The organism is Candidatus Uabimicrobium helgolandensis (genome assembly GCF_041508025.1).
GTDB lineage: Bacteria > Planctomycetota > Uabimicrobiia > Uabimicrobiales > Uabimicrobiaceae > Uabimicrobium > Uabimicrobium helgolandensis.
The window spans coordinates 4,878,397-4,897,466 of the sequence record NZ_CP165719.1 but is presented as its reverse complement, the minus strand read 5'-3'; the positions used below and the strand labels follow the sequence as shown (position 1 = coordinate 4,897,466).

Below are 19,070 nucleotides of genomic sequence, written 5' to 3'. Positions count from 1 at the left end.
TTTATTTTGGAGCAATTTTTTTATGCAAATCTATTATTGTCCTTTTTGCGGAACAAATAGCATAAGAGGTATTATAGAATACACTTGCGATAACTGCGGCAAGACTTTTTCGGTTATTATTCCTCAGTAGAAGAAAGTTCTTGTAATTTTTTTTCTTTGATTTTAGTTATTGTATCGTATATATAGTTACGATCTTCGATTTTTACATAGTCTAGGTTCACCTGCCGTGGTGTAATTTCCCAGTAAAGTAAAGGATTATTTTCTAAAAGATGATCATAAATGATTTCAAGTACTTCAATATCCACATTAGCTAGAGGTTCATTCAAGGTAGCAATATATGATTTATATTCAGGGTACCTGTGCAAAACAGCACTTAATGACAAACGCGATTTAAGGACTCCGAGAAGAGGTGCATCTTGTTGGCTTACACACGGAATCTCTAAAAGTATGTGTATCATTTTTTCTATATTCTTGTAGCTAGAATTTTCTTTTTCAACAACCATCTCAATAGTTTTACGTATTTCATAAGACATAACTTCTACAACAAACACCAAAGACCCTTTTCTTTGATAAGCTAACTTACTATAGTAAAACATTTTTTGGGTTATTTTGAGAGTAACTTCAGGCATTGCTGACATTGTATCTACAGCTAAATTACGGTAGTGAGAAGCTATATTGTAAACCATGCGAATATTCGAATTATTAATGCCAAGGCGTAGAGCACTATTAAACAATGAACTATACATTTCGATAGCATGGCGATCTTGTGTGTAAATATATTGACTAGCAATTTTGTAAATAGTAAAAGAAACTGAATCTGCTGCATCTCTTGTTCGTACTTCCACACATTCAAAGAACTCTAGTAAAAACTGACATATATGTAGCTCTAAAGTAACTTTTTGCTTTTGGATTTCATTACGTGCAAGAGGAAGAATCCCCATAAACATTCCGATTTCCATAGTGTCTAAGTAATGCCATTTTTTAGATAAATAAGGCTTCAATTTACAATAATGAATAGCTAACAACTGAATATTTCTCATCGCAGCGGTAAAACTTTGACGATCATTTCTTTCCAAAGCTTTAAGTGCGATATTAGCTAAACTATCCATAGATTCAACTACTTGGTGTTTAAGGTGTATTAATTGCTTCTGAGAATTTTTAGTTCGTAAGGCTTGAATGATTTTATGCTGCGCACTAATGCGTAAACGAAAAATAAGACTATTGGGATTGAGAAAACTAAACAAATGTGATAAATATGGTACAATAGAAGATAAGGATACAACAAATAAGATAAAACAAGAGTATAAATAGAATTTTAAATTAGACTTTTCATCTACAACAAAACATAACCACATAGTTAAAGTGCCAAAGCAAAGTAGCAAACCAAAAATAAAGTGATTGGTTACATCTTCACGGAACATCTTGATCAAACGAGGTGTAAAATTATTGGCAGCAAGGGGTACAGCAATAGCCATGCCGCTAATTAACATAGCCAGTAAAAGAGTAGCAACTCTCGATGCAGAAGAAAACGCATTTCGCACGTTTTGGATATCTATATCATTTGCAATAAAATGTAATTGCCAAGTAACTTTACCTAATAAAAAAAAACTATTTACTACGTAAAAACAAATTACTACAAAAAATAGCCCCACTGTAACCCATAATGTGGAGCGCAAAAATTTAGAAAGTTCTTGATCCCGAAACATAGATTCCCTTACCGTGGGTCATGGAAATTCGATTTTCTAGCTTTTAGGGCGCGTTAACATTTAGATTTTTATATAATGTCAACACGTTCTAAACAGAACAACCCCTATTGAGATAAAAATATTATGCCCACAGGATTGATTATTATTGCTGTTGTTTTTTTACTATACGCAATTGCAAATGTTGTTGCATACACTGCATCCAGTTTACCTGAACAAATACAATATATCCAGAAACAACTAAATATTCTACGATATGACGTAGAAAAAGCCAAAGAGCAAATTGACGATTTATATTCCGAAGAAGAACTAGATGACTTTGATGAATATCTCTCTGAAATAGAAGATATTTTCTATCATATCTTTGACGAATTTTCGATGGAGAAATACTACCAATTACAAAGTGAATGGCAATTAATACAGAAGGAAATTATCAAGGATTTTAAAAATGATGCTTGGAAAAAAGTGTCTCGTACACTTCACAATAAACACCAAGATCAAATAAAAGAAGAGAACGGTATTGGAGAGTTATGTCTTATATCCTATGCTGAACTATCGCAAAAACTAGATGAAGTACTAAAAGAAGATATTGGTTTTAACGAACTAGAAGAACAAGCCAAAGCAATGGAATACTCTAATGACTGGAATTGCGATGCTTTAATGCAAACATTTGTGAGAATTACCAAAAATTTCTTAATGTCCCTTGAAAAAACAATGCAAGAAGTGTATGAGAAGTATAGTTCAGAAGAAACAGATGAAGCTGAAGATATATTCAATGATCTACAACAAATTGAAATGCTTCTCGCCAACATGCAAGAACAGGATATACCAAAACAACAAATGTATCCTAAATTTGCGGCACTACATTTTATTGGCAGTAAGAAACTAGACAGCTTTCCTCATAAATTTTCATATGTGCTCCTTGCAACGGTCTTTTTTTTAGGTGTCATTGGGGTTTTTGTTGGTGGTAGTACGGGATGGCTACTTATTGCCATTCCTTTTGTGTATTATATAATCAAACAAAGCAATGCCATTTATTTAATTAATTCCACAGCTAAAGACACGTCTGAAGTTTTACCGACTGTTAAACTTTACAGCAAACATATTGTGCGTATCACGATTCTTATGGTCATTTGCTGTTATTTGTTTAGCAATGATATTTACCACTATTTTGGTATACAATCACCACCTATATTTATTTTACTGTGCAGTCCCCTGCTATTGATTGTAATTGAATTTCTTCTTCACAGCACTTTTATAAGACCCAAGTTTGAGCACATAAATCAACCACAACATAACTAATCGACTTTCATTATTCCACCAAAGCAGTAATCCAACAATCCAAACTCTCATGTATGGATCTCTGTTTCATAAATGACTGTCAAGCTAAGAATACAATTTTATGCGATCTGGGTTCTGGTATCACAAAAATAGCGTTCTTAACTTGACATTCATATGCTTTTGCAGAAACAGCAGAACACTTATCTAATTTTCAGAAAACGTGCCTCTATAAGTTTTAACTCATTTATCTTTCTTTAAAAGAGCGATAATCTCTTTATTGTTCATTCTCTTTGCTAAGTACAAAGCATCATATCCATTTTTATTTTTTATATGTATATTTGCTCTTGAATTAATCAAAAACTTTGCTATTTCATTTTCATTACTATCAATAGCAAATAGTAAAGGTGTGTCACCATTTTCGTCTTGACTATTAATATCAGTGCCTGCAAGAAATACAGCTTTCGCTATTTGCAAACTTCCTATGTCTACAGCTAAGTGTAGTGCATTGCTATTATATTCATATTGATAATTAACATCCACTCCTTCAGTAATTAGCAGCTTTACTATTTCGTAATTTCGGCTATAGATAGCTTCAATAAGACTTTCAACATCAACGTTTGCTCCTGCGGTGATTAAAATTTTTACCATTTCAATGTCTATTTTAGCAGCTATTGATAACGCACTGAGTTTTTCTATAGATGTAGGATCTTGTGCTTTTATATTTACATCTGCTTTTGCAACAAGCAATTGTTTAACGGCTTGTTTGTTGTTGCTCGACACAAATCTCATTAGCGGTGTGTAACCTTGTTCATCTCGACTATTTAAATGTGTTTTTCCTTCAATTATTTCCTTAAGTGTTCGCGTTGGCCAAGAAATGTCAAACTTTGCTTTTTTAGGAAATAAGTTTCGACTAACTCCTTTATCTCCAAACCAAAAAATACGCTCATTATTTATATCTTCGTGGTGGCTTTTTAAAAAATTTCTCCATGTTGTTTTCAAAATATTTATTTCTTCGGCGCTTATTTTTTCAGGAATAAACTTCATTGAAATCACAAATATTCTTTGGAGTATCTCAAAACACGGGATATTTTCTTCATGCAATCGCGAAACGACTACGTTCAAAGCTTCACTTTTTGCTTCTAAAATCCATAAACATTGATAAATATCCCTAAATAACTCTACACTATTTGTGGTTTGGAGCATTTGTAATAATAGTGGTTTAAATTTTGTTTTTTCGGAACTAGCTATTCTTGCACAAGCTATTATTTGGAAATCAATATCTTCATCTAAAATAAATTTGAGAAAATACGCGATAATTTCTTTTGATTCTAGAGGAACCGTTTCTAAGGCAAGCTTTCGAACAGATTTATTTTTATGTTGTAAAAGCTTTAAGCAACATTTACTCCAGCCTTCAGGATAAGGAAACTTTTCATTTAGATTGAGAAAATATAAAATATTTTCACCAACAGTCTTTCGTTCTACTGGAAATTCGACACCTCCCTCTCTTTTTAAAATTCTAGAAATAGCACGACAAAGATCATTAAATAAATATTCTTTATTCTCGTTGTCATATGGATAGGCACCGTTCAATATTTTCATGAGTAGTGGTAAAGCTTTTTTGTTGCCAATTAGTTCGAAAAAACTAATACATTTATCGCGTAGGTCTTTATTCGTTGAAAATATATTTTCCCTAGCAAACCTGTCGATATCCTTTATAAATCTTTTATTCCAAGCTTTTTCTTCAAATTGATATAGAAATTGTCCTGGTAATCGTTCTCCAATAATCTCTACTGCTTCCTGAGAAATCTTTTCGTCTGGATGCTCCATCAAATCAAGTAATGCTGCTGTTGATTGCTCGGTTTTTATTTGCGAAATCGCCTGTAATGCGCGGAGATTTTTTTTCCAAGCAAGCTCTTCAAGAACGGGAAGATAAACATTCCAGCGTATACTTTCAAGGCTATCTTTGTGCTCAAAGTCTGGATCTTTGTATATATCTTCAACAAACTTTCGCGCTTGTTTTTCTGTCGGCATAACAAATTTAACAGTTATAGATCCATGCGGAATTTTCTGATCCTTTGTTTCTTTCCACCCTAAATCATGTTTAATTGAAATATTATAGACTCCTGGTTTGTCGAAAATACAATACCGGTGTACAGGTACTATTTCGCAGTATTTTTGTCCAGGATCAATATTCGTTGTAGATAAAAAGCCTCCCATGGAAAACTGATCTGGTGTTGGATCCTCAACTGCCTGCCCTAATTCATTAAAGGCGCGAACAATAAATCGTGCATGTCGAGGCGAACCTCTGTAGTCTCCTTTGGTCTCAATCCAGAAATCCTCATTACTATTATTGAGAACACAATACTCAATAAAAATATTTTCACCAACAAAAAACAACTTATTCTCTACATTTAATTTTATAGATGCTCCTACTGGAACAGTGCTTTTTATCTCTTGGCAAAACATCGAACAAACTATCAAAAAAATGATAGGCAGCCTTTTCAAATATTTCATTTGTATTCCTTTCTAAAAACAAATACTCTATTATAGAAGTACACAACGCAACTTGGGATTGTTGATTTTTAAGTATTTAGACCACTTACTTTGGCGAGAATAGAACTATTAAAAACTACTCTTTCGAAGGAAAACAAAATGAACAACATCATCTTAGCATTTACTTTATCATTTTTTGCTACAATAATGGCCGACGAAGTACAAAGTTGGTATAACATATATAGCAGGGATAATGGTGACAAAATAGGTTATGTACACCATAAGATTTTATTTAATAAAGATCACATACAACAAAATGAAAATGTCTATATTTTTCGTTATCCTCAGAAAGAACATGTATTATTTATTGCCGTTACTGAGATTATGGAAAAAAACATGCAGATGCGTTCAAAAAAATTCGTACAATATCGCCAAGGGCAAAAAACAGTAAAAAGCGCTTTTGTTAAAGGTGATTTTATTGAGTTTTTCGCAGAAGGAAAACCAACCGTCAAAGTTATCAAACCTAAAATAGTTTATGGAAATTTAGGTGGACGCGTAATTAAACACCTTGGTAAACTGCGCGAAAAAACAAAAGAACAACTATTTATGGCTCAAGACCAAAAAGTAGTTGCTGTTCAATTTGAAATATCTTCAAAAAAAAATATACAAATAAATCAAGAAACGATATCTGTGTTTCCAATAAAGTTCTCTGCTAAAGGTGAAGACTTTTCAGGAGAAACCTATGTGAATGATGAAGGACATGATCTTGTCTTTATTATGGAAAACCCCCGCCTAAGATGGGAAATTACAAGTGAAAAAAATGCCAAAAGCAAGATAAACAAATAACGTGTAGGGGGAATCTACATTAGTTCCCTAAATATTTAATGATATTCACACATCAGAAAATAATAACGAGTCGCAAAATACTAGGGCGTGTCCCTATTTAGGCTTATTTATTACGTAACCTTGTAAAATACAATTTCGTTAAGACTCATTTGCAGAACTTGGTTATGTTACACTCGACTCGCCTAGTTATTTTACAATCATTTACATACTAAACAACTTTGAATAGGGACACGCCCTATAACACTAAAATAAAAAGTAGAAATTTATGTCTAATATTATTTTTTATTGTCCTTTTTGTCATCGACCAACAAGCATCAAATCAAGTTTAAACCCTATTGGGAAAAACAAGAAGTGTTCTGGCTGCAAAAAACCTTTTGTTCTAACCAAAAAAATTATGGAAAAACCTCAACAAAAAAAAGATGCAGCAATAAAGAATTCTCAACCCAAAGAGTCTGTGCAAGGGCTAGATGATCCAAATGAGACAAAAGCTATTTCACCAGATGTTAATTATTACAAAGAGTCACTAGCGCCGAAACAACAAACAAAAAAAAGTGATCCTGAAGAAACACAACCTTTAAATGACAATATTTCAACGACACAACAACAAAATAACGTCCCTAAAGAAACACAGCCTTTAGATGACAATACCTCCACGATACAAAATACCCCTCCAAAGGAAGCACAAATTTTAGATCCTGAAGAAGCGAGCGACGAATTAGATAACGACCCTAACCAAACACAACCTTTAGATGAAAACGTTCCAGAAGATATGTTCCTTCAATCCAGCTCTTCTGACAAACCAAAGATCCCAAAAAGAGTTTCTCGTAATAGGTCACGAAGCTCCTCAAGAGGTAGAAAAACAAGACGTCGCAACCGAAGCAGCTCTTCTGAAATGAGAGAACGAAGGTCAAGTGGTTTGTCGGCAATTCTTTTTTCGACAACTGGTATCATAGTGATAATACTTTTGCTATCAGGGATATCTGCATTTGCTTTTTTTCGCATGCAATCAAAGCCGAAGAAAAGCGAAAAAAAAGATCCTAAACTCATCGTCACTACATTAAAGTCAATTCAAATGTCGCAAACTTTATTTGAATCCTCAGTTGTTATCGACCAAAATCAAAATGGGGCCGGAGAATACGGTCTATTTAGAGAACTAACAGCCCAAGGGCCTGGACGAGGTCAAAATGTAAAAGTCCCTTACCTTTCCACTTCTCTTGCTCCTAGCAATATAGGTGTTGCCACAAAACTAGGTTATTATTTTCGTATATATTTACCTGGTTCCCAGGGCTACCAAAACGCTATTACTGACCCAAATTTAATTGTCAATGCCGAAGCAGCTTCGCAACAAGAACAACGTTTCATTTGCTATGCTTGGCCAATGAAATATGGAAGTACAGGTACCTCAACATTCTTTATCACCGAAAAATCGCAAGTATTTTTTACTAACAATAAAAAATACACAGGACTATTCGAACCAAATGTTGAAGCTGGTTTAAATGACAATTATATCTACGTCGATGAAAACAGCGTAGGCAAAAACGGAGATACTTGGGTTGTGTGGAAATAAAATGAGCAAAGATATTATTATTTGTTGGGACTTTGACGAAACACTTGGATATTTTCGTCCAATGGAGTTTACTTTAAAAAAAAAATACTCCACCGCAAATGCCCAAATCTTACTTGAAACCAGAAATAAGGTCACCTAATGATAGCAAAAGGAAGCTCAATGAAAATAAAAGATGTATTACCAGGATTGACATTTGTCGTATTTATCGCTGTCATTGTGCGTTCTGCACATAAGTATTTACCTAACGCATATGAAAAACTACTAAGTGAGGTCGTAGTAGGAATGCTCGTTGGATTAATTATTGGTAATTTCATTGGAGTTAGCGATCTATTCAAGAGTGGTATTCGCTTAAGCTTTGGGCTTATTTTAAAATTAGCAATTGTTTTACTTGGTGTACGTATATCAATTTCTAAAATCATTGCTGTTGGTGGAACAGCCCTTTTGCTAGTGATATTTCTTATTATTCTGGCACTTATTGTTACTTACTTCTTAGGAAAATGGCTTGGTGTTTCATCGAAGCTTGCGGCATTAATTGGCGTAGGAACAGCTGTTTGTGGTAACACAGCGATTTCGGCTATTGCTCCGGCAATCAAAGCAAAAGATGAAGAGATGTCATTTGCCATTGCAGTCAATACATTGTTCGGAACATGCGCTGTTTTTTTGTATCCGTTACTAGGAGAGTATTTACATCTTAGCGATACATTTTTTGGCTTTTGGGCTGGAACAGCAGTAAACGACACATCGCAAGTTGTTGCCACAGGTTTTTCGTATAGTAATAATGCCGGAGATTGGGCGACAACAGTAAAATTAACGCGTAATGCTTTGATGGGATTTGTAATTGTAGCAATGACTTTCGTGTACGCACAAAAAGACAATAAAAATACCTCTTTCATTAGTAAAATAAAACTTCCCATGTTTGTAGTAATGTTTCTAATTGTTGCAGCAATTAATTCTCTAGGATTTTTCCACTGGCTAGAAGGTATTTCAAAAATAACAATAATAGGGCATATTTCATGGTTAACCAAATTTTTAATACTAATAGCTCTTATTGGCGTAGGACTCAATACGCGCTTTACATCCATGAAAAATATTGGTTGGCGGCCTTTTTTGTTGGGTCTTTTTGTTGGCTTAATTGTTTCCTGTACCAGTTTCACTCTTATTTATTTTCTAAAACTGGGATAGCCTATTATCACTCAATAACGAAGCCAAATCTAAAAGAATTTTTTCATTAACGACAAATACACAATAAAATAACTTAAGTTGCGACCTAAAAATAACAAGAAAAAGTGAAAGCGAGAACAAAAAGGACAACTTTTAACTCAAATCCATAAGAGGTAACAGCATGAATTTTCTTTGGAAAAAAAGAAGTGATCTGACTAAAAGTAGTTTCAATCCTTTTACAGGTAACCTTTTGAATAAACTCAGTAGCTCCGGAAAAAGCCCTTTTAGAATTTTTCTTTCTCTGAGGTAAGATAGAGACATTAAGAGCATCAGAAACAATATCTTCGAAAGAGTAATCATTGTAAGATTTATCAGCAAAAACAAAAGAGTTTTCAGGGATATCTAATTGAAATTGTTTGAGAACACGACAATCATTGCAGCCACCAGGAGCAAGCAAAAACTCAACTGGTAAACCAGTTTTGGTGACGAGCATATGAACCCGCAAACCGAAAAAATAACGACGTTTGCTTGCAACACAACTCCGATGATCTTGTGTATTGTATATTTTGCAACGACTAATGCGAATATTGTCACAGACCGGAATAGGGAAACTATCTATGATATAATCTCGCAGATTGTTTCGCTTACTAATTTCAGCAAATAAATGAAAAAGGGAAAGCCATACACTTTCACCAATAGCACGTATGCGGCGATTGAAACGACTTTTACTTAGCATTTTTTGTAGCCATGTTCAGCTAAAAAATTTCGTCCTTTTTCAACGTTGCCAGAAAAGTAGAGCATAGAAACTAATGCTGTTGTCATAATTTCTGAATTAGTCATTTTAACTTGAGGATCTTCTACAATCTTGAGTGCTTGTGTTATCTCATCACATATACAGAAAACAATTATAATTTCTTTTTCATGACTTTCTCCTTCTTGTTTTTCCTACTTTAGGAGAAGAGTCGTTATAACAGTATAAAAAAACGATGTGTGCAATTCGATTTTTGAGGTTCGTGGTCGTGGATCGATATTCCATGTGCGAAAATTAGACTATTAACTTTGAAAGCATACAAATTATTCTATAGAGTAGTTTTTTGATTTTCTCTTTTTCTTTTGAGTCTATTATTTGGGCTATCTTAGCAACATCGAATACTGCACTACATTCATTTGCTGATGCTCTTGCTATAGAGAAAAACCTTGCTTTCTCTTTTTTGCTAAATTTGGCATTGCCTTCTGCTATATTAAGAGGGACTCAAGGCGATGCTCTTTTTAGCTGATCCTTTAAATAGCTGTAACCTGATGGCATTTTCTCCATCACATTAAATGTTTCTTTTGTATATTCTAGTGATACTTGATATACATCTAATTTTTCATGATTAAAATTCATTGCATTACCCTTACTTCGTGCCATGTGCCACGACTGCGTCTCACGAGATTCGAACCGCGCACATCGAATTTGTAAGAGTAATTATACCAGACTGTACGATAACTTTTATAGGTCGCAACTTGGGTTAAAATATCATTTGATAGAGGTAAAAAATAGGAGAGCAATGCTCTCCTACCGCTGAATCAAGAACTGAATATATATCTCTGGTCCCAGAGATATAAAGTTCAAATAGCGAAAATCACTGTTTTCACCATAACAACACACTCTTTAAACCTTGTATATAATCATTTACAAAGTAAACTATTTTTGCCACTCCTTGATAATTTGCTGCTGCAACAAAACATTATCTGTCGAGGGATCGTATTCGTTATTAAGTACTACCTCACTGTAATCAAACACAGTTCCTAGAGGCAAAATAAGAATATCATTGTGTTGCAAATCTAAATGTAAGCCTTTTACTATTTTATGAAAAATCGCAGGGGAACTATAATGCTGTATATATTTCTCTCCTTTAGCTATTTGTTCAATTATATTAGGCATTTTAATCGGCAAATTGCGCGCTAAATCCATTAAACTTTTTTGAGAATACTCTGTATTTGCAGTATGTACGCTAATACAAAACTGTAACCAAGCAATTTCATCAAGTGTTAATTTATATTTATCTGTTATTTTTTTCTTTAACACTTCGACTAAAATCTTGTTATTCTCATCAAAAGAGTTGTGGGTTATAGGTTTCTCAATCCATTGCATTTTTTGAGTATGGATTTTTTTTATAGGAACCTGCACTACCCGTATAAGATTAGGATATGAGGATAACTGTTCAGCAAAGTTATCATAATGCTTTTGGAAATATTTTTCCGTTGCGATCTGTTGTTGTTCAAGAGAAAGTTCACTGATTTTTCTTTCAGTAATAAATAAACGAAAATCTTGTTCGAGCATTTTTTCAATAAACATTACTGCTACAGTAAAATATTTGTCTACCTCACCTCCGGTTCGTTGCTCGTAATCAATTGCCAATTTTAAAATCGCAGTTGCCGCGTAGCTAAAAGACGTCTCTGTAAATTTCGCATAATGAGCGATAAAATCAGCAATGAGATCTCCCGATGTTTCCGGTTTCCAAGCCATAGCAACACCGGTTTTATGAATATCAGGATGCTCAATAAGTTTTTGAGTACGTATAGTTCTTTTCCATAATGGATTTGTAAAAGAAATTTGCTGTTTTATATCATCACCTGTTATTTTCTGCCACAATTCATTAGCACGATGAAATAACTTCTTCCCTTGTTCTTTGCCCCATATTTCAATATAACCTGCTTCGCTTTGTGGAATATTAAGCCCACAATTTATTGCAATCGTAAGATGTTCGGAACAATATGTTTGCAAAAATTCTTCGTTTAGTAGTAACTCTTGGTACGGTGTTTTAATATCGATGTCAACGCCAGCGGCAATCAATTTCTTATTTATAGCAGTGCGTACATAAGAGGGATCAATCCAACCACGATAAAAAGCAAGAGTTTCATGAAGATTGTGCGCAGTAAACCAATCATAATCATATTCTTCTGCAAACCGAGGGCCATAATTCGTTTGGTTGAGTAATTGCAAAGTAATTTTCATATTAGTATTTAAAACAGACTGTCCAACACCTTTTAGAGAAATACTATACAAATGGGCCGGATAGCGCTTTACTTTCCAACCATAGTTATGATATCCAACAGGAGCATTCCGTAAGCGACCATTGCCAATATATGCAGCTAAATGAGTAACGCGGTTTTGGGTAAGATATTCATTGTTTTTTGAATTAGGGTAACAGTACCCTGCAATAGCAAATATAGGTTTTTCTGTATTTTCATCTGCAAACATAATTTTGTTGTAATGCGAATCAATCAATTGCGACCCACGTCCCCAACGAAAAGAAGAATTACTATTGTCGTAACTAGGTATAACAATTCCACTACTCGTTATTTCTGCACTAGCAAGATGATCTTTTATTGGTATAGCACGAACACCTAAAATTTTCGGATCACGATGTACATTGTATAATAAATCAGGAATATTTACTTGCTTTTGAGGCAATTGAACGGTAAATGTCGCAAAATTTTGTTCATCAGAAAAACCATACTGTTGTATAGCTCTAGGCGAAAGTTTCCACTGCCCTTGAAAATATGTTTGACTGTGTATACTAGCAACTAAAATAATGAAAATCGCGGTATTGCGATATATTGATATCATATTACATCTCCTAAAAAAAGTTGAAGATGCAATATGCAATTGACATGCCACAAACTAATTCAAACAGCTACTACAACGGCATTCCTTTTAATATAGGAACGTATCGCCGTAATATATTTTACTATAAAAATCAAGCCTTACTTTATTGTGAATTTTATTTCACACTAAAAAGAATGACTTGATTTTCTTTGCACAGTTTCGAATCGAAACTGCAAATAACAATAAACATTCCGGTCTTTTGGTAAATACTCTACAATTTTATGCGCAAGGATAACAAATTGGAGAGCTACTTGGTAAACATCAAGACGTTTATGATCGAAACGATTCATTATAACCTCATTTATAAGATTTCGGAAGCGGCTAGGGCTCGGAAACGGGTTCAAAACGTTCGGTCGTATAATAACACGACAGCGAACAAAAATTTAAAATCCTAGATACTCTATTTGGTGGTTTCTTTTCTGAGAGCCAAATTTTTTTTAACATTTACAAACAATGCAGATTCACCGAAAAAGATATTCGATAATGTTACTTTTCGATTCAAAACCACTCTGACTCACATTCTTGCCACTTAACAAGTGACTCTCTTGCTTGTTGCCAGTGTTTTGGGATGCCTTTTTCACCAACAGAAAGAGCGACTATTCCACCAACGATTGCGCAAGTAGTATCGCGATCCCCCAATCCACTCACAGTTGTCCACATAGCTTCTTCAAAATTATTTAAATGGCGTGCAGCACACCACAATGAAAATGGGACTGTATCTTGCGCTGAAATCATCGTGCCGTTTCCCAAGGCAGAAACAGCAGTTGCTACACTGTATGAAAAAGGAAGTTCGCAAGCTTTTTGTATTCCATTTCTTGTTTCGCTATCCGACAAATTGTCTAATACAAAACGTAGCATGTCTTTCGAATCTTCGCAAGATTCGGCGCGCGAAAAAACCCAACCACATGCTAAGGCTATCGCTAAACCGCCAGCTTGACCTTCTATGTGACTGTGTGTTACTTCACAAGAGAGCTGTGCTTCTTTCTTAAGAGTATCGATGTCTTCCGCAAAATAAGCGCCTAAAGGTGCTATGCGCATCGCAGCTCCGTTACCATATGATCCGCTACCACTAAATACAGCTGGCGCTATTTCACGCCAATCACCTCCTAAATATATGGCGCGCAAAATAGAATGCGCTGTTCCGCCATAACCGCGATAAACGTTTTTTTTGTAATTTTGTGCAAAGCATTTTGCTAAGTAATCTTGGTCTATACCGCCCAATTTCTCTAAAGTTTCGAAAATTCCGAGTGCCATAATTGAGTCATCTGTTAAATGCCACGGCTCTTCGGGAAGTATTCTTTGTTCTATTTTTTCAATCATAGCATTTTGTTGACCAAAGAATTGTTGGCCAAACGCATCTCCAATTGATAGTCCTTCTAATGCTAAGTGTGCTCGTTGTATTTTTTCCATGTTTTGCCATCTCCAATTATTTAAGGTTCATAGGCGTTTATTTTATTATTTCCGTTTTTAAGTACAACTGGTACAATAATCAGCAAACATTTTATAATTCAAAGGAGTAGTATAGATATGCCGAATATTTTTAAGATCATTGTTGCACTTTCACTATCTTGTACGTTGTTTGGACAAGCTCTGTTGGAAAATCCCGCTAATCTAGGAAATTACGAGACAAATGAATATACATATGCTCCTAATACCAACAGTCCAGAAGATCCAATGCGCACCGATATACGTCAATACTTTAGCACTCCAGACCAAATGGTAAAAGAACAAATGGATAGTGTTCCTATTTCTGGTATTGGCCATATTCCTGCAGCACAGGGCTCTTTTCCATTGGTTATTATTTTTCACGGAAACCACACGCCACTGCATCCAAGTCATGAAGGCTATGGTTATCTCACTAAATTACTTGCAAGTCATGGAATGATTGCAATTAGTATTGATGGTAACTTTTTAAATGGTCGTGTATCGGGGGAAATGGATGCTCGCGCAATTCTTTTACTTCGTCATTTACAGCGTTTTCGAGAATGGAATAGAGATCCACAACACCAACTTTTTCAAAAAATAGATATGGAAAAAATTGGTTTAGCTGGACACTCTCGTGGTGGAGAAGCAATTACCGTTGCCAATTTATTCAACGATACTTTACACAACGAACAAGACAGCGACCACAATTTCCAATTCAAAATAAAAGGGCTCTTCGCTATTGCCCCTGTCGATGGGCAAATTGGCAAAGCAACAAAAGTAATAGTCAACAGTTGTGACTATTTTGTAATGCACGGGAGCCATGATGGAGATGTCTATAATTTTGCGGGGCTAAGAACATACAATCGCGCTTTCCCCATCGATAAAGACGCCCAAGGCTTTAAATCTCTATTATTTATTCATGGCGCAAATCACAATTATTGGAATTCTGTTTGGGAGCAATATGCAAATGATGCTAGCTCACAATACGGAATGTCATCTCCTTTTTTGCAAATTACAGCAGAAAAGCAACAAGTATTAGCTAAAATTTTTATGAGTGCTTTTTTTCAGTGGAATTTGTTGGGAAAGCCACATAAAGATATTTTTACACAAACCACCAGTTTTTCACCAAAAGACATTGTAAGTATTCAGCAATACAGTGACCGCGAGCATATAGATCTAAACAACTACGAAGAAGATGAAGACAGCTCAACAGGCTCATTTCCTGGTGTTGGTAATTCTCCTCGCAACATGCTAGAGTTTGAAGAAAAGACTTCTTACCAAACACGCAGCGCTTTTGTTACATGGAATAGTAGTGATGCAACATATGAAATAGAACTGCCGAAAGAACTAGAAAAATCAGTTGATGATTATCCTTACCTATCCATGCGTGTTGGCCAAGTTCATGAAAAAGAACCAAAATACAACCCTACACAACAAGATTTATCCTTGGGTCTAAAACTAGGAAAAAATGTAAGTGAACCTATTAAAGTATCTAATTTTACAAAACTAGTAGCGCCTGTACCTGTTTTTAAATACAACTATGATATTAGTAAAACAAACATGCAGACAGTGCGTATACCTATAAAAAGTTTTTTCAAAGATAAACTGCCACTTCAAAACATCAAGATATTAATACAATTTACAAACACACCTAGTGGTTTCGTTGTTATTGATGATATCCAATTGAGTAAATAGGAGACAAGAGTGAAATATCTATATTATTTTTGCGTGCTATTTTTCATTTCTATGATTCAAGCACAGGAGCAAAAGACAGCTATAACATCTTACAGTGTAATCACTCAGAAATACGCAAAAGAAGTGGTTGTAAACAATAAAACCTACAACAAAAGTTTTATAATCACCATACATGGTGAATTTCCTACAACAAATTTTCAATTTTTTATTGGAAGTTACCACCCAAAAAACGCTACAGTTACCGCCAAAAAAATTGAATTTAAAGTATACGATCAAGATCTTTTATATTCACTAAAAAATCAACGTTTTGCTTATCGTATAGGACAAGGAGAACTGCACGACTATAAAAGTAAATTTACTTTGCGAACTTCAACACCTCAAAAAGAAAACGTTGCTCTAAGAGCTTGTCGTGTTACACAAAAAACTTTACGCAAACCGATATCTCAAGGTAAAAGTACCTACACAAATGTCTATGTAATTTCAATTGACGCTGACTTACCAAACAATTACGCAATACCTGTTGATATTTTTGTTGGCGACTATCAAATTACAGAGTATGGCGGGACGTCTACAGGGATTTATTTTCATATCTATAACCCTCAGCAGCTAGTATCACTAAACGGAAAACCTATTGCTTATGGTTACGAAAATAAGAAATGGGAAATATCTCCAGTAACATTACAAGTTCCAAATTATCTTTTAGATAGAGTTTTAGAGAAAAAATAATATTAAGGCCTATCATCATTCAAAGTGTTATCTATTTTTTCAAACCTGAGCCTACTTGCGAGGTGGCTCAGGCTCGAAAAAACATCCTGAATAATGACAGGTACTAGTAATCTCTAGAAAGTCAAAGTGCCACTTCAATTGAAGTGCGCAATAAACGGATGGTCCATAATTTTAAAGAATATATGTATTCTCTTAGATAGAAAACCGTTAAAATTCATACATTTTACTAAGGAGTATCTGTAGGATTCCAACACGTACGAAAATTTTCATTAAAATTGTCAAGTACATCCATGTCTTCGCTTGTTATAGAAAAATCAAAAATTTGCGAGTTTTGCACAATTCGTTCGTGATTGATTGATTTAGGAAGCACGACAATTTCATGCTGTAGACACCATTTAATAAGAATTTGCGCCGTTGTTTTTTTATACTTTTCTGCAATCGTCATTAACTTTGCATCATCGAGTTTTTGGCCTCGCGTAAGAGGACTATAAGCCTGTAACTGAATATTGTTTTCACGACAAAAATCAAGCAATTCTTTCTGATATAAATACGGACTAAACTCTACTTGATTTACCGCAGGAACAACACCACTAACACTCAAAAGTTCCTTTAAATGCCGCACGGTATAGTTACTTACTCCTATAGATTTGCAAAGACCATCTTTGTATAATTGTTCTAATGCACGCCAAGATTCTTTTCTGATATTCTCTACAGGAAAATGAATTAGATATAAATCTATGTATGTTCCCAAACTATCTATACTTTTTTTGCACGCTTCTAGTGCACTATCATAACCATGATCATCATTCCATAGTTTTGTGGTAATAAAAATTTCATCACGAGGAACACTGCTCTTTGCAACTGCGATCCCAACGTCTTTTTCATTGTCGTATAATTTTGCCGTATCTATATGACGGTAACCATTTTGCAATGCGTGAACAATCGCATTTTGTGTAACTTCTCCGGGCGGCGATTGGTATACACCTAAACCTAAATATGGTATAATTTGACCATTGTTTAGCGTTGTTGTCTTTATATTCATAAAAAGTCCTTAATTTTAGGGCATATTTTTTCTAGAGCATTGTTATTTTATCACGATTTAGGATCTCTCGGCATCCTAATTTACTTATATAAAAAATTATTTGTGCTAAGGTGAACTATACATGAAAAAATTCTTACTTCTATGGCTACTTGTTGGTTATTTAAGCTCCTCGCAAGTAACTTTAAAGTTAGCTGAATTATCTAATCTAGTTTATTTTCCGAACAAAATTGTTTCTGAAATTCCTTCTGGAGAACTTGAAGGTTTTAATCTAATTCACAAACTCTACGATGAGAAAACCGGCTTTGGGGCTATTGCTTATATTGACAAATATAGCAAAGAAGTAATGATTGCATACCGTGGTACGAGTAACAAAAAAGATATCGTCGCCGATATTGCAATTGCAAATATTGCGGTCTTTAACAGTGAAAAACATTCTGCAACAGAAATTATGGAAAGTATCTTAAATGATACTTTAATCGATGCAAATCTCCCGACTCTCTTGCGAATACTCAATCTATCATCGCTTATTTATTCTAAAATTGAAAATAAAATAGATAAATACCAAATCATTTCTGCGGTAAAAGAAATGGACAAATTCTTAGCTTGGGAACTAGAAAATGACGAAAAAACATGGAGCAACTATCTACAAACTAAAGCCAAAAGAGAAAAACGTTTGATGAAATTGTTAAGTATCTTTACGCGCCAAAAACGTAAAATAAAACCTTTAGAGCACTTAAAAACCAATTTACAAGTGGCAATAGATTTCTATCTAGAAACGCAGAAAAAAGTTTCCAAACAATATCCAAAAGAAAATTTTAACTACTCTATCACTGGTCACTCACTGGGGGGAGGTTACGCGCAAATCGTTGGAGCAACTTATGCGCAAAAAACAGAAACCTTTGCAGCTCCAGGTATGGAAGAAATATTTGTTGTTTTTTTTAAAAAACCGCCACAAATGCACACCATAAAAAACCACATGCATCGTCACGATCTAGTTCCCAAAGTAGGTAAACATATAGGCCAAGTTATAGTGTACAATAATCCGCAATTAAACGATGAAGAATTAGTAAAAAAACAGAAAAGACTACAACAATTTGTAGAAGAACTTCCACAAAAAATGTACAAAAAAATTCGCCGCAACTTGTGGTCAAAACTTGTGAATATAAAAAACGTCGACGCAGCTATTTCGAAAGCACAGAAAAAATCACAAGACGCATACTTCAAAAGTAACCGTTCTACGTGGAATTTTAGGTTAGAGTACTTACAATTTGCAAAACAAAATATAGAAATCCATAATAAATTGCTGCAAAAACCATGGCAGGAGCGTTTATCTTATTTACAAGAGAATAAGCTTGTTTCAAAATATAATCGCAATGAGATTATGAAATACGAGGTAGTTGAATTATTTCACTTAATTTTGCACAATCATAGTATGGAACAATACATACTAACTTTAAATCCAAAATAACCTTGAAG

General features: G+C 34.4%; 17 protein-coding genes. 8 read left to right on the top strand and 9 right to left on the bottom strand.

Going from position 1 to position 19,070, the window contains the following annotated elements; all coding sequences use genetic code 11:
- Window positions 1-116 precede the first annotated feature (116 nt).
- Window positions 117-1,706, bottom strand: coding sequence for a DUF2254 family protein (locus UABHE_RS17880; RefSeq protein ID WP_372364598.1), 1,590 nt, complete (start codon window positions 1,704-1,706; stop codon window positions 117-119).
- A gap of 123 nt (window positions 1,707-1,829) precedes the next feature.
- Between UABHE_RS17880 and UABHE_RS17875 the strand changes: the two genes are divergently transcribed.
- Window positions 1,830-3,005 (top strand): hypothetical protein, encoded by a 1,176-nt coding sequence (locus UABHE_RS17875; RefSeq protein WP_372364597.1) that lies wholly within the window; start codon window positions 1,830-1,832, stop codon window positions 3,003-3,005.
- A 219-nt stretch (window positions 3,006-3,224) separates the two neighbouring features.
- Here UABHE_RS17875 and UABHE_RS17870 read toward each other — a convergent pair whose 3' ends face one another.
- On the bottom strand, window positions 3,225-5,498 hold the full coding sequence (locus UABHE_RS17870; protein WP_372364596.1) for an ankyrin repeat domain-containing protein: 2,274 nt from the start codon (window positions 5,496-5,498) through the stop codon (window positions 3,225-3,227).
- 138 nt (window positions 5,499-5,636) lie between these two features.
- On the opposite strand from UABHE_RS17870, the gene UABHE_RS17865 reads away from it, so the two are divergent.
- The 4 genes from UABHE_RS17865 (at window position 5,637) to UABHE_RS17850 (ending at window position 9,072) form a co-directional block, all read left to right on the top strand.
- Window positions 5,637-6,323, top strand: coding sequence for a hypothetical protein (locus UABHE_RS17865; RefSeq protein WP_372364595.1), 687 nt, complete (start codon window positions 5,637-5,639; stop codon window positions 6,321-6,323).
- A gap of 265 nt (window positions 6,324-6,588) precedes the next feature.
- Window positions 6,589-7,890, top strand: coding sequence for a DUF2950 family protein (locus tag UABHE_RS17860; RefSeq protein ID WP_372364594.1), 1,302 nt, complete (start codon window positions 6,589-6,591; stop codon window positions 7,888-7,890).
- A gap of 1 nt (window position 7,891) precedes the next feature.
- Window positions 7,892-8,029: a hypothetical protein gene (locus UABHE_RS17855; RefSeq protein ID WP_372364593.1), complete on the top strand. Its 138-nt coding sequence runs from the start codon at window positions 7,892-7,894 to the stop codon at window positions 8,027-8,029.
- Between the two features lie 20 nt (window positions 8,030-8,049).
- Window positions 8,050-9,072, top strand: a complete 1,023-nt coding sequence (locus tag UABHE_RS17850; protein WP_372364592.1) for a YeiH family protein — start codon at window positions 8,050-8,052, stop codon at window positions 9,070-9,072.
- 85 nt (window positions 9,073-9,157) lie between these two features.
- Here UABHE_RS17850 and UABHE_RS17845 read toward each other — a convergent pair whose 3' ends face one another.
- From UABHE_RS17845 to UABHE_RS17820, 6 genes are all read right to left on the bottom strand, one after another.
- Window positions 9,158-9,787 carry an IS982 family transposase gene (locus UABHE_RS17845; RefSeq protein ID WP_372364591.1) on the bottom strand — a complete coding sequence of 210 codons (630 nt, stop codon included), beginning with the start codon at window positions 9,785-9,787 and terminating at the stop codon, window positions 9,158-9,160.
- Window positions 9,788-10,096: 309 nt separating this feature from the next.
- Entirely contained in the window at window positions 10,097-10,291 is a 195-nt protein-coding gene (locus UABHE_RS17840) for a four helix bundle protein (protein WP_372371558.1), read from the bottom strand.
- A 12-nt stretch (window positions 10,292-10,303) separates the two neighbouring features.
- On the bottom strand, window positions 10,304-10,438 hold the full coding sequence (locus UABHE_RS17835; RefSeq protein ID WP_372364459.1) for a hypothetical protein: 135 nt from the start codon (window positions 10,436-10,438) through the stop codon (window positions 10,304-10,306).
- A gap of 300 nt (window positions 10,439-10,738) precedes the next feature.
- On the bottom strand, window positions 10,739-12,667 hold the full coding sequence (locus UABHE_RS17830; protein WP_372364590.1) for a hypothetical protein: 1,929 nt from the start codon (window positions 12,665-12,667) through the stop codon (window positions 10,739-10,741).
- A 164-nt stretch (window positions 12,668-12,831) separates the two neighbouring features.
- Window positions 12,832-12,996 (bottom strand): hypothetical protein, encoded by a 165-nt coding sequence (locus UABHE_RS17825; RefSeq protein ID WP_372364589.1) that lies wholly within the window; start codon window positions 12,994-12,996, stop codon window positions 12,832-12,834.
- 208 nt (window positions 12,997-13,204) lie between these two features.
- Window positions 13,205-14,116, bottom strand: a complete 912-nt coding sequence (locus UABHE_RS17820) for an ADP-ribosylglycohydrolase family protein (protein WP_372364588.1) — start codon at window positions 14,114-14,116, stop codon at window positions 13,205-13,207.
- Window positions 14,117-14,233: 117 nt separating this feature from the next.
- Here UABHE_RS17820 and UABHE_RS17815 point away from each other — a divergent pair, with 117 nt between their 5' ends.
- Together UABHE_RS17815 and UABHE_RS17810 are read left to right on the top strand one after the other, a co-directional pair.
- Complete coding sequence (locus UABHE_RS17815) at window positions 14,234-15,826, top strand: hypothetical protein (RefSeq protein ID WP_372364587.1); 1,593 nt, start codon at window positions 14,234-14,236, stop codon at window positions 15,824-15,826.
- Window positions 15,827-15,835: 9 nt separating this feature from the next.
- Window positions 15,836-16,552 carry a hypothetical protein gene (locus UABHE_RS17810; protein WP_372364586.1) on the top strand — a complete coding sequence of 239 codons (717 nt, stop codon included), beginning with the start codon at window positions 15,836-15,838 and terminating at the stop codon, window positions 16,550-16,552.
- Between the two features lie 226 nt (window positions 16,553-16,778).
- Here the strand turns inward: UABHE_RS17810 and UABHE_RS17805 are convergent, their stop codons facing one another.
- Window positions 16,779-17,594: an aldo/keto reductase gene (locus UABHE_RS17805; protein ID WP_372364585.1), complete on the bottom strand. Its 816-nt coding sequence runs from the start codon at window positions 17,592-17,594 to the stop codon at window positions 16,779-16,781.
- A gap of 121 nt (window positions 17,595-17,715) precedes the next feature.
- Here UABHE_RS17805 and UABHE_RS17800 point away from each other — a divergent pair, with 121 nt between their 5' ends.
- Window positions 17,716-19,062, top strand: coding sequence for a hypothetical protein (locus UABHE_RS17800; protein ID WP_372364584.1), 1,347 nt, complete (start codon window positions 17,716-17,718; stop codon window positions 19,060-19,062).
- Window positions 19,063-19,070 lie beyond the last annotated feature (8 nt).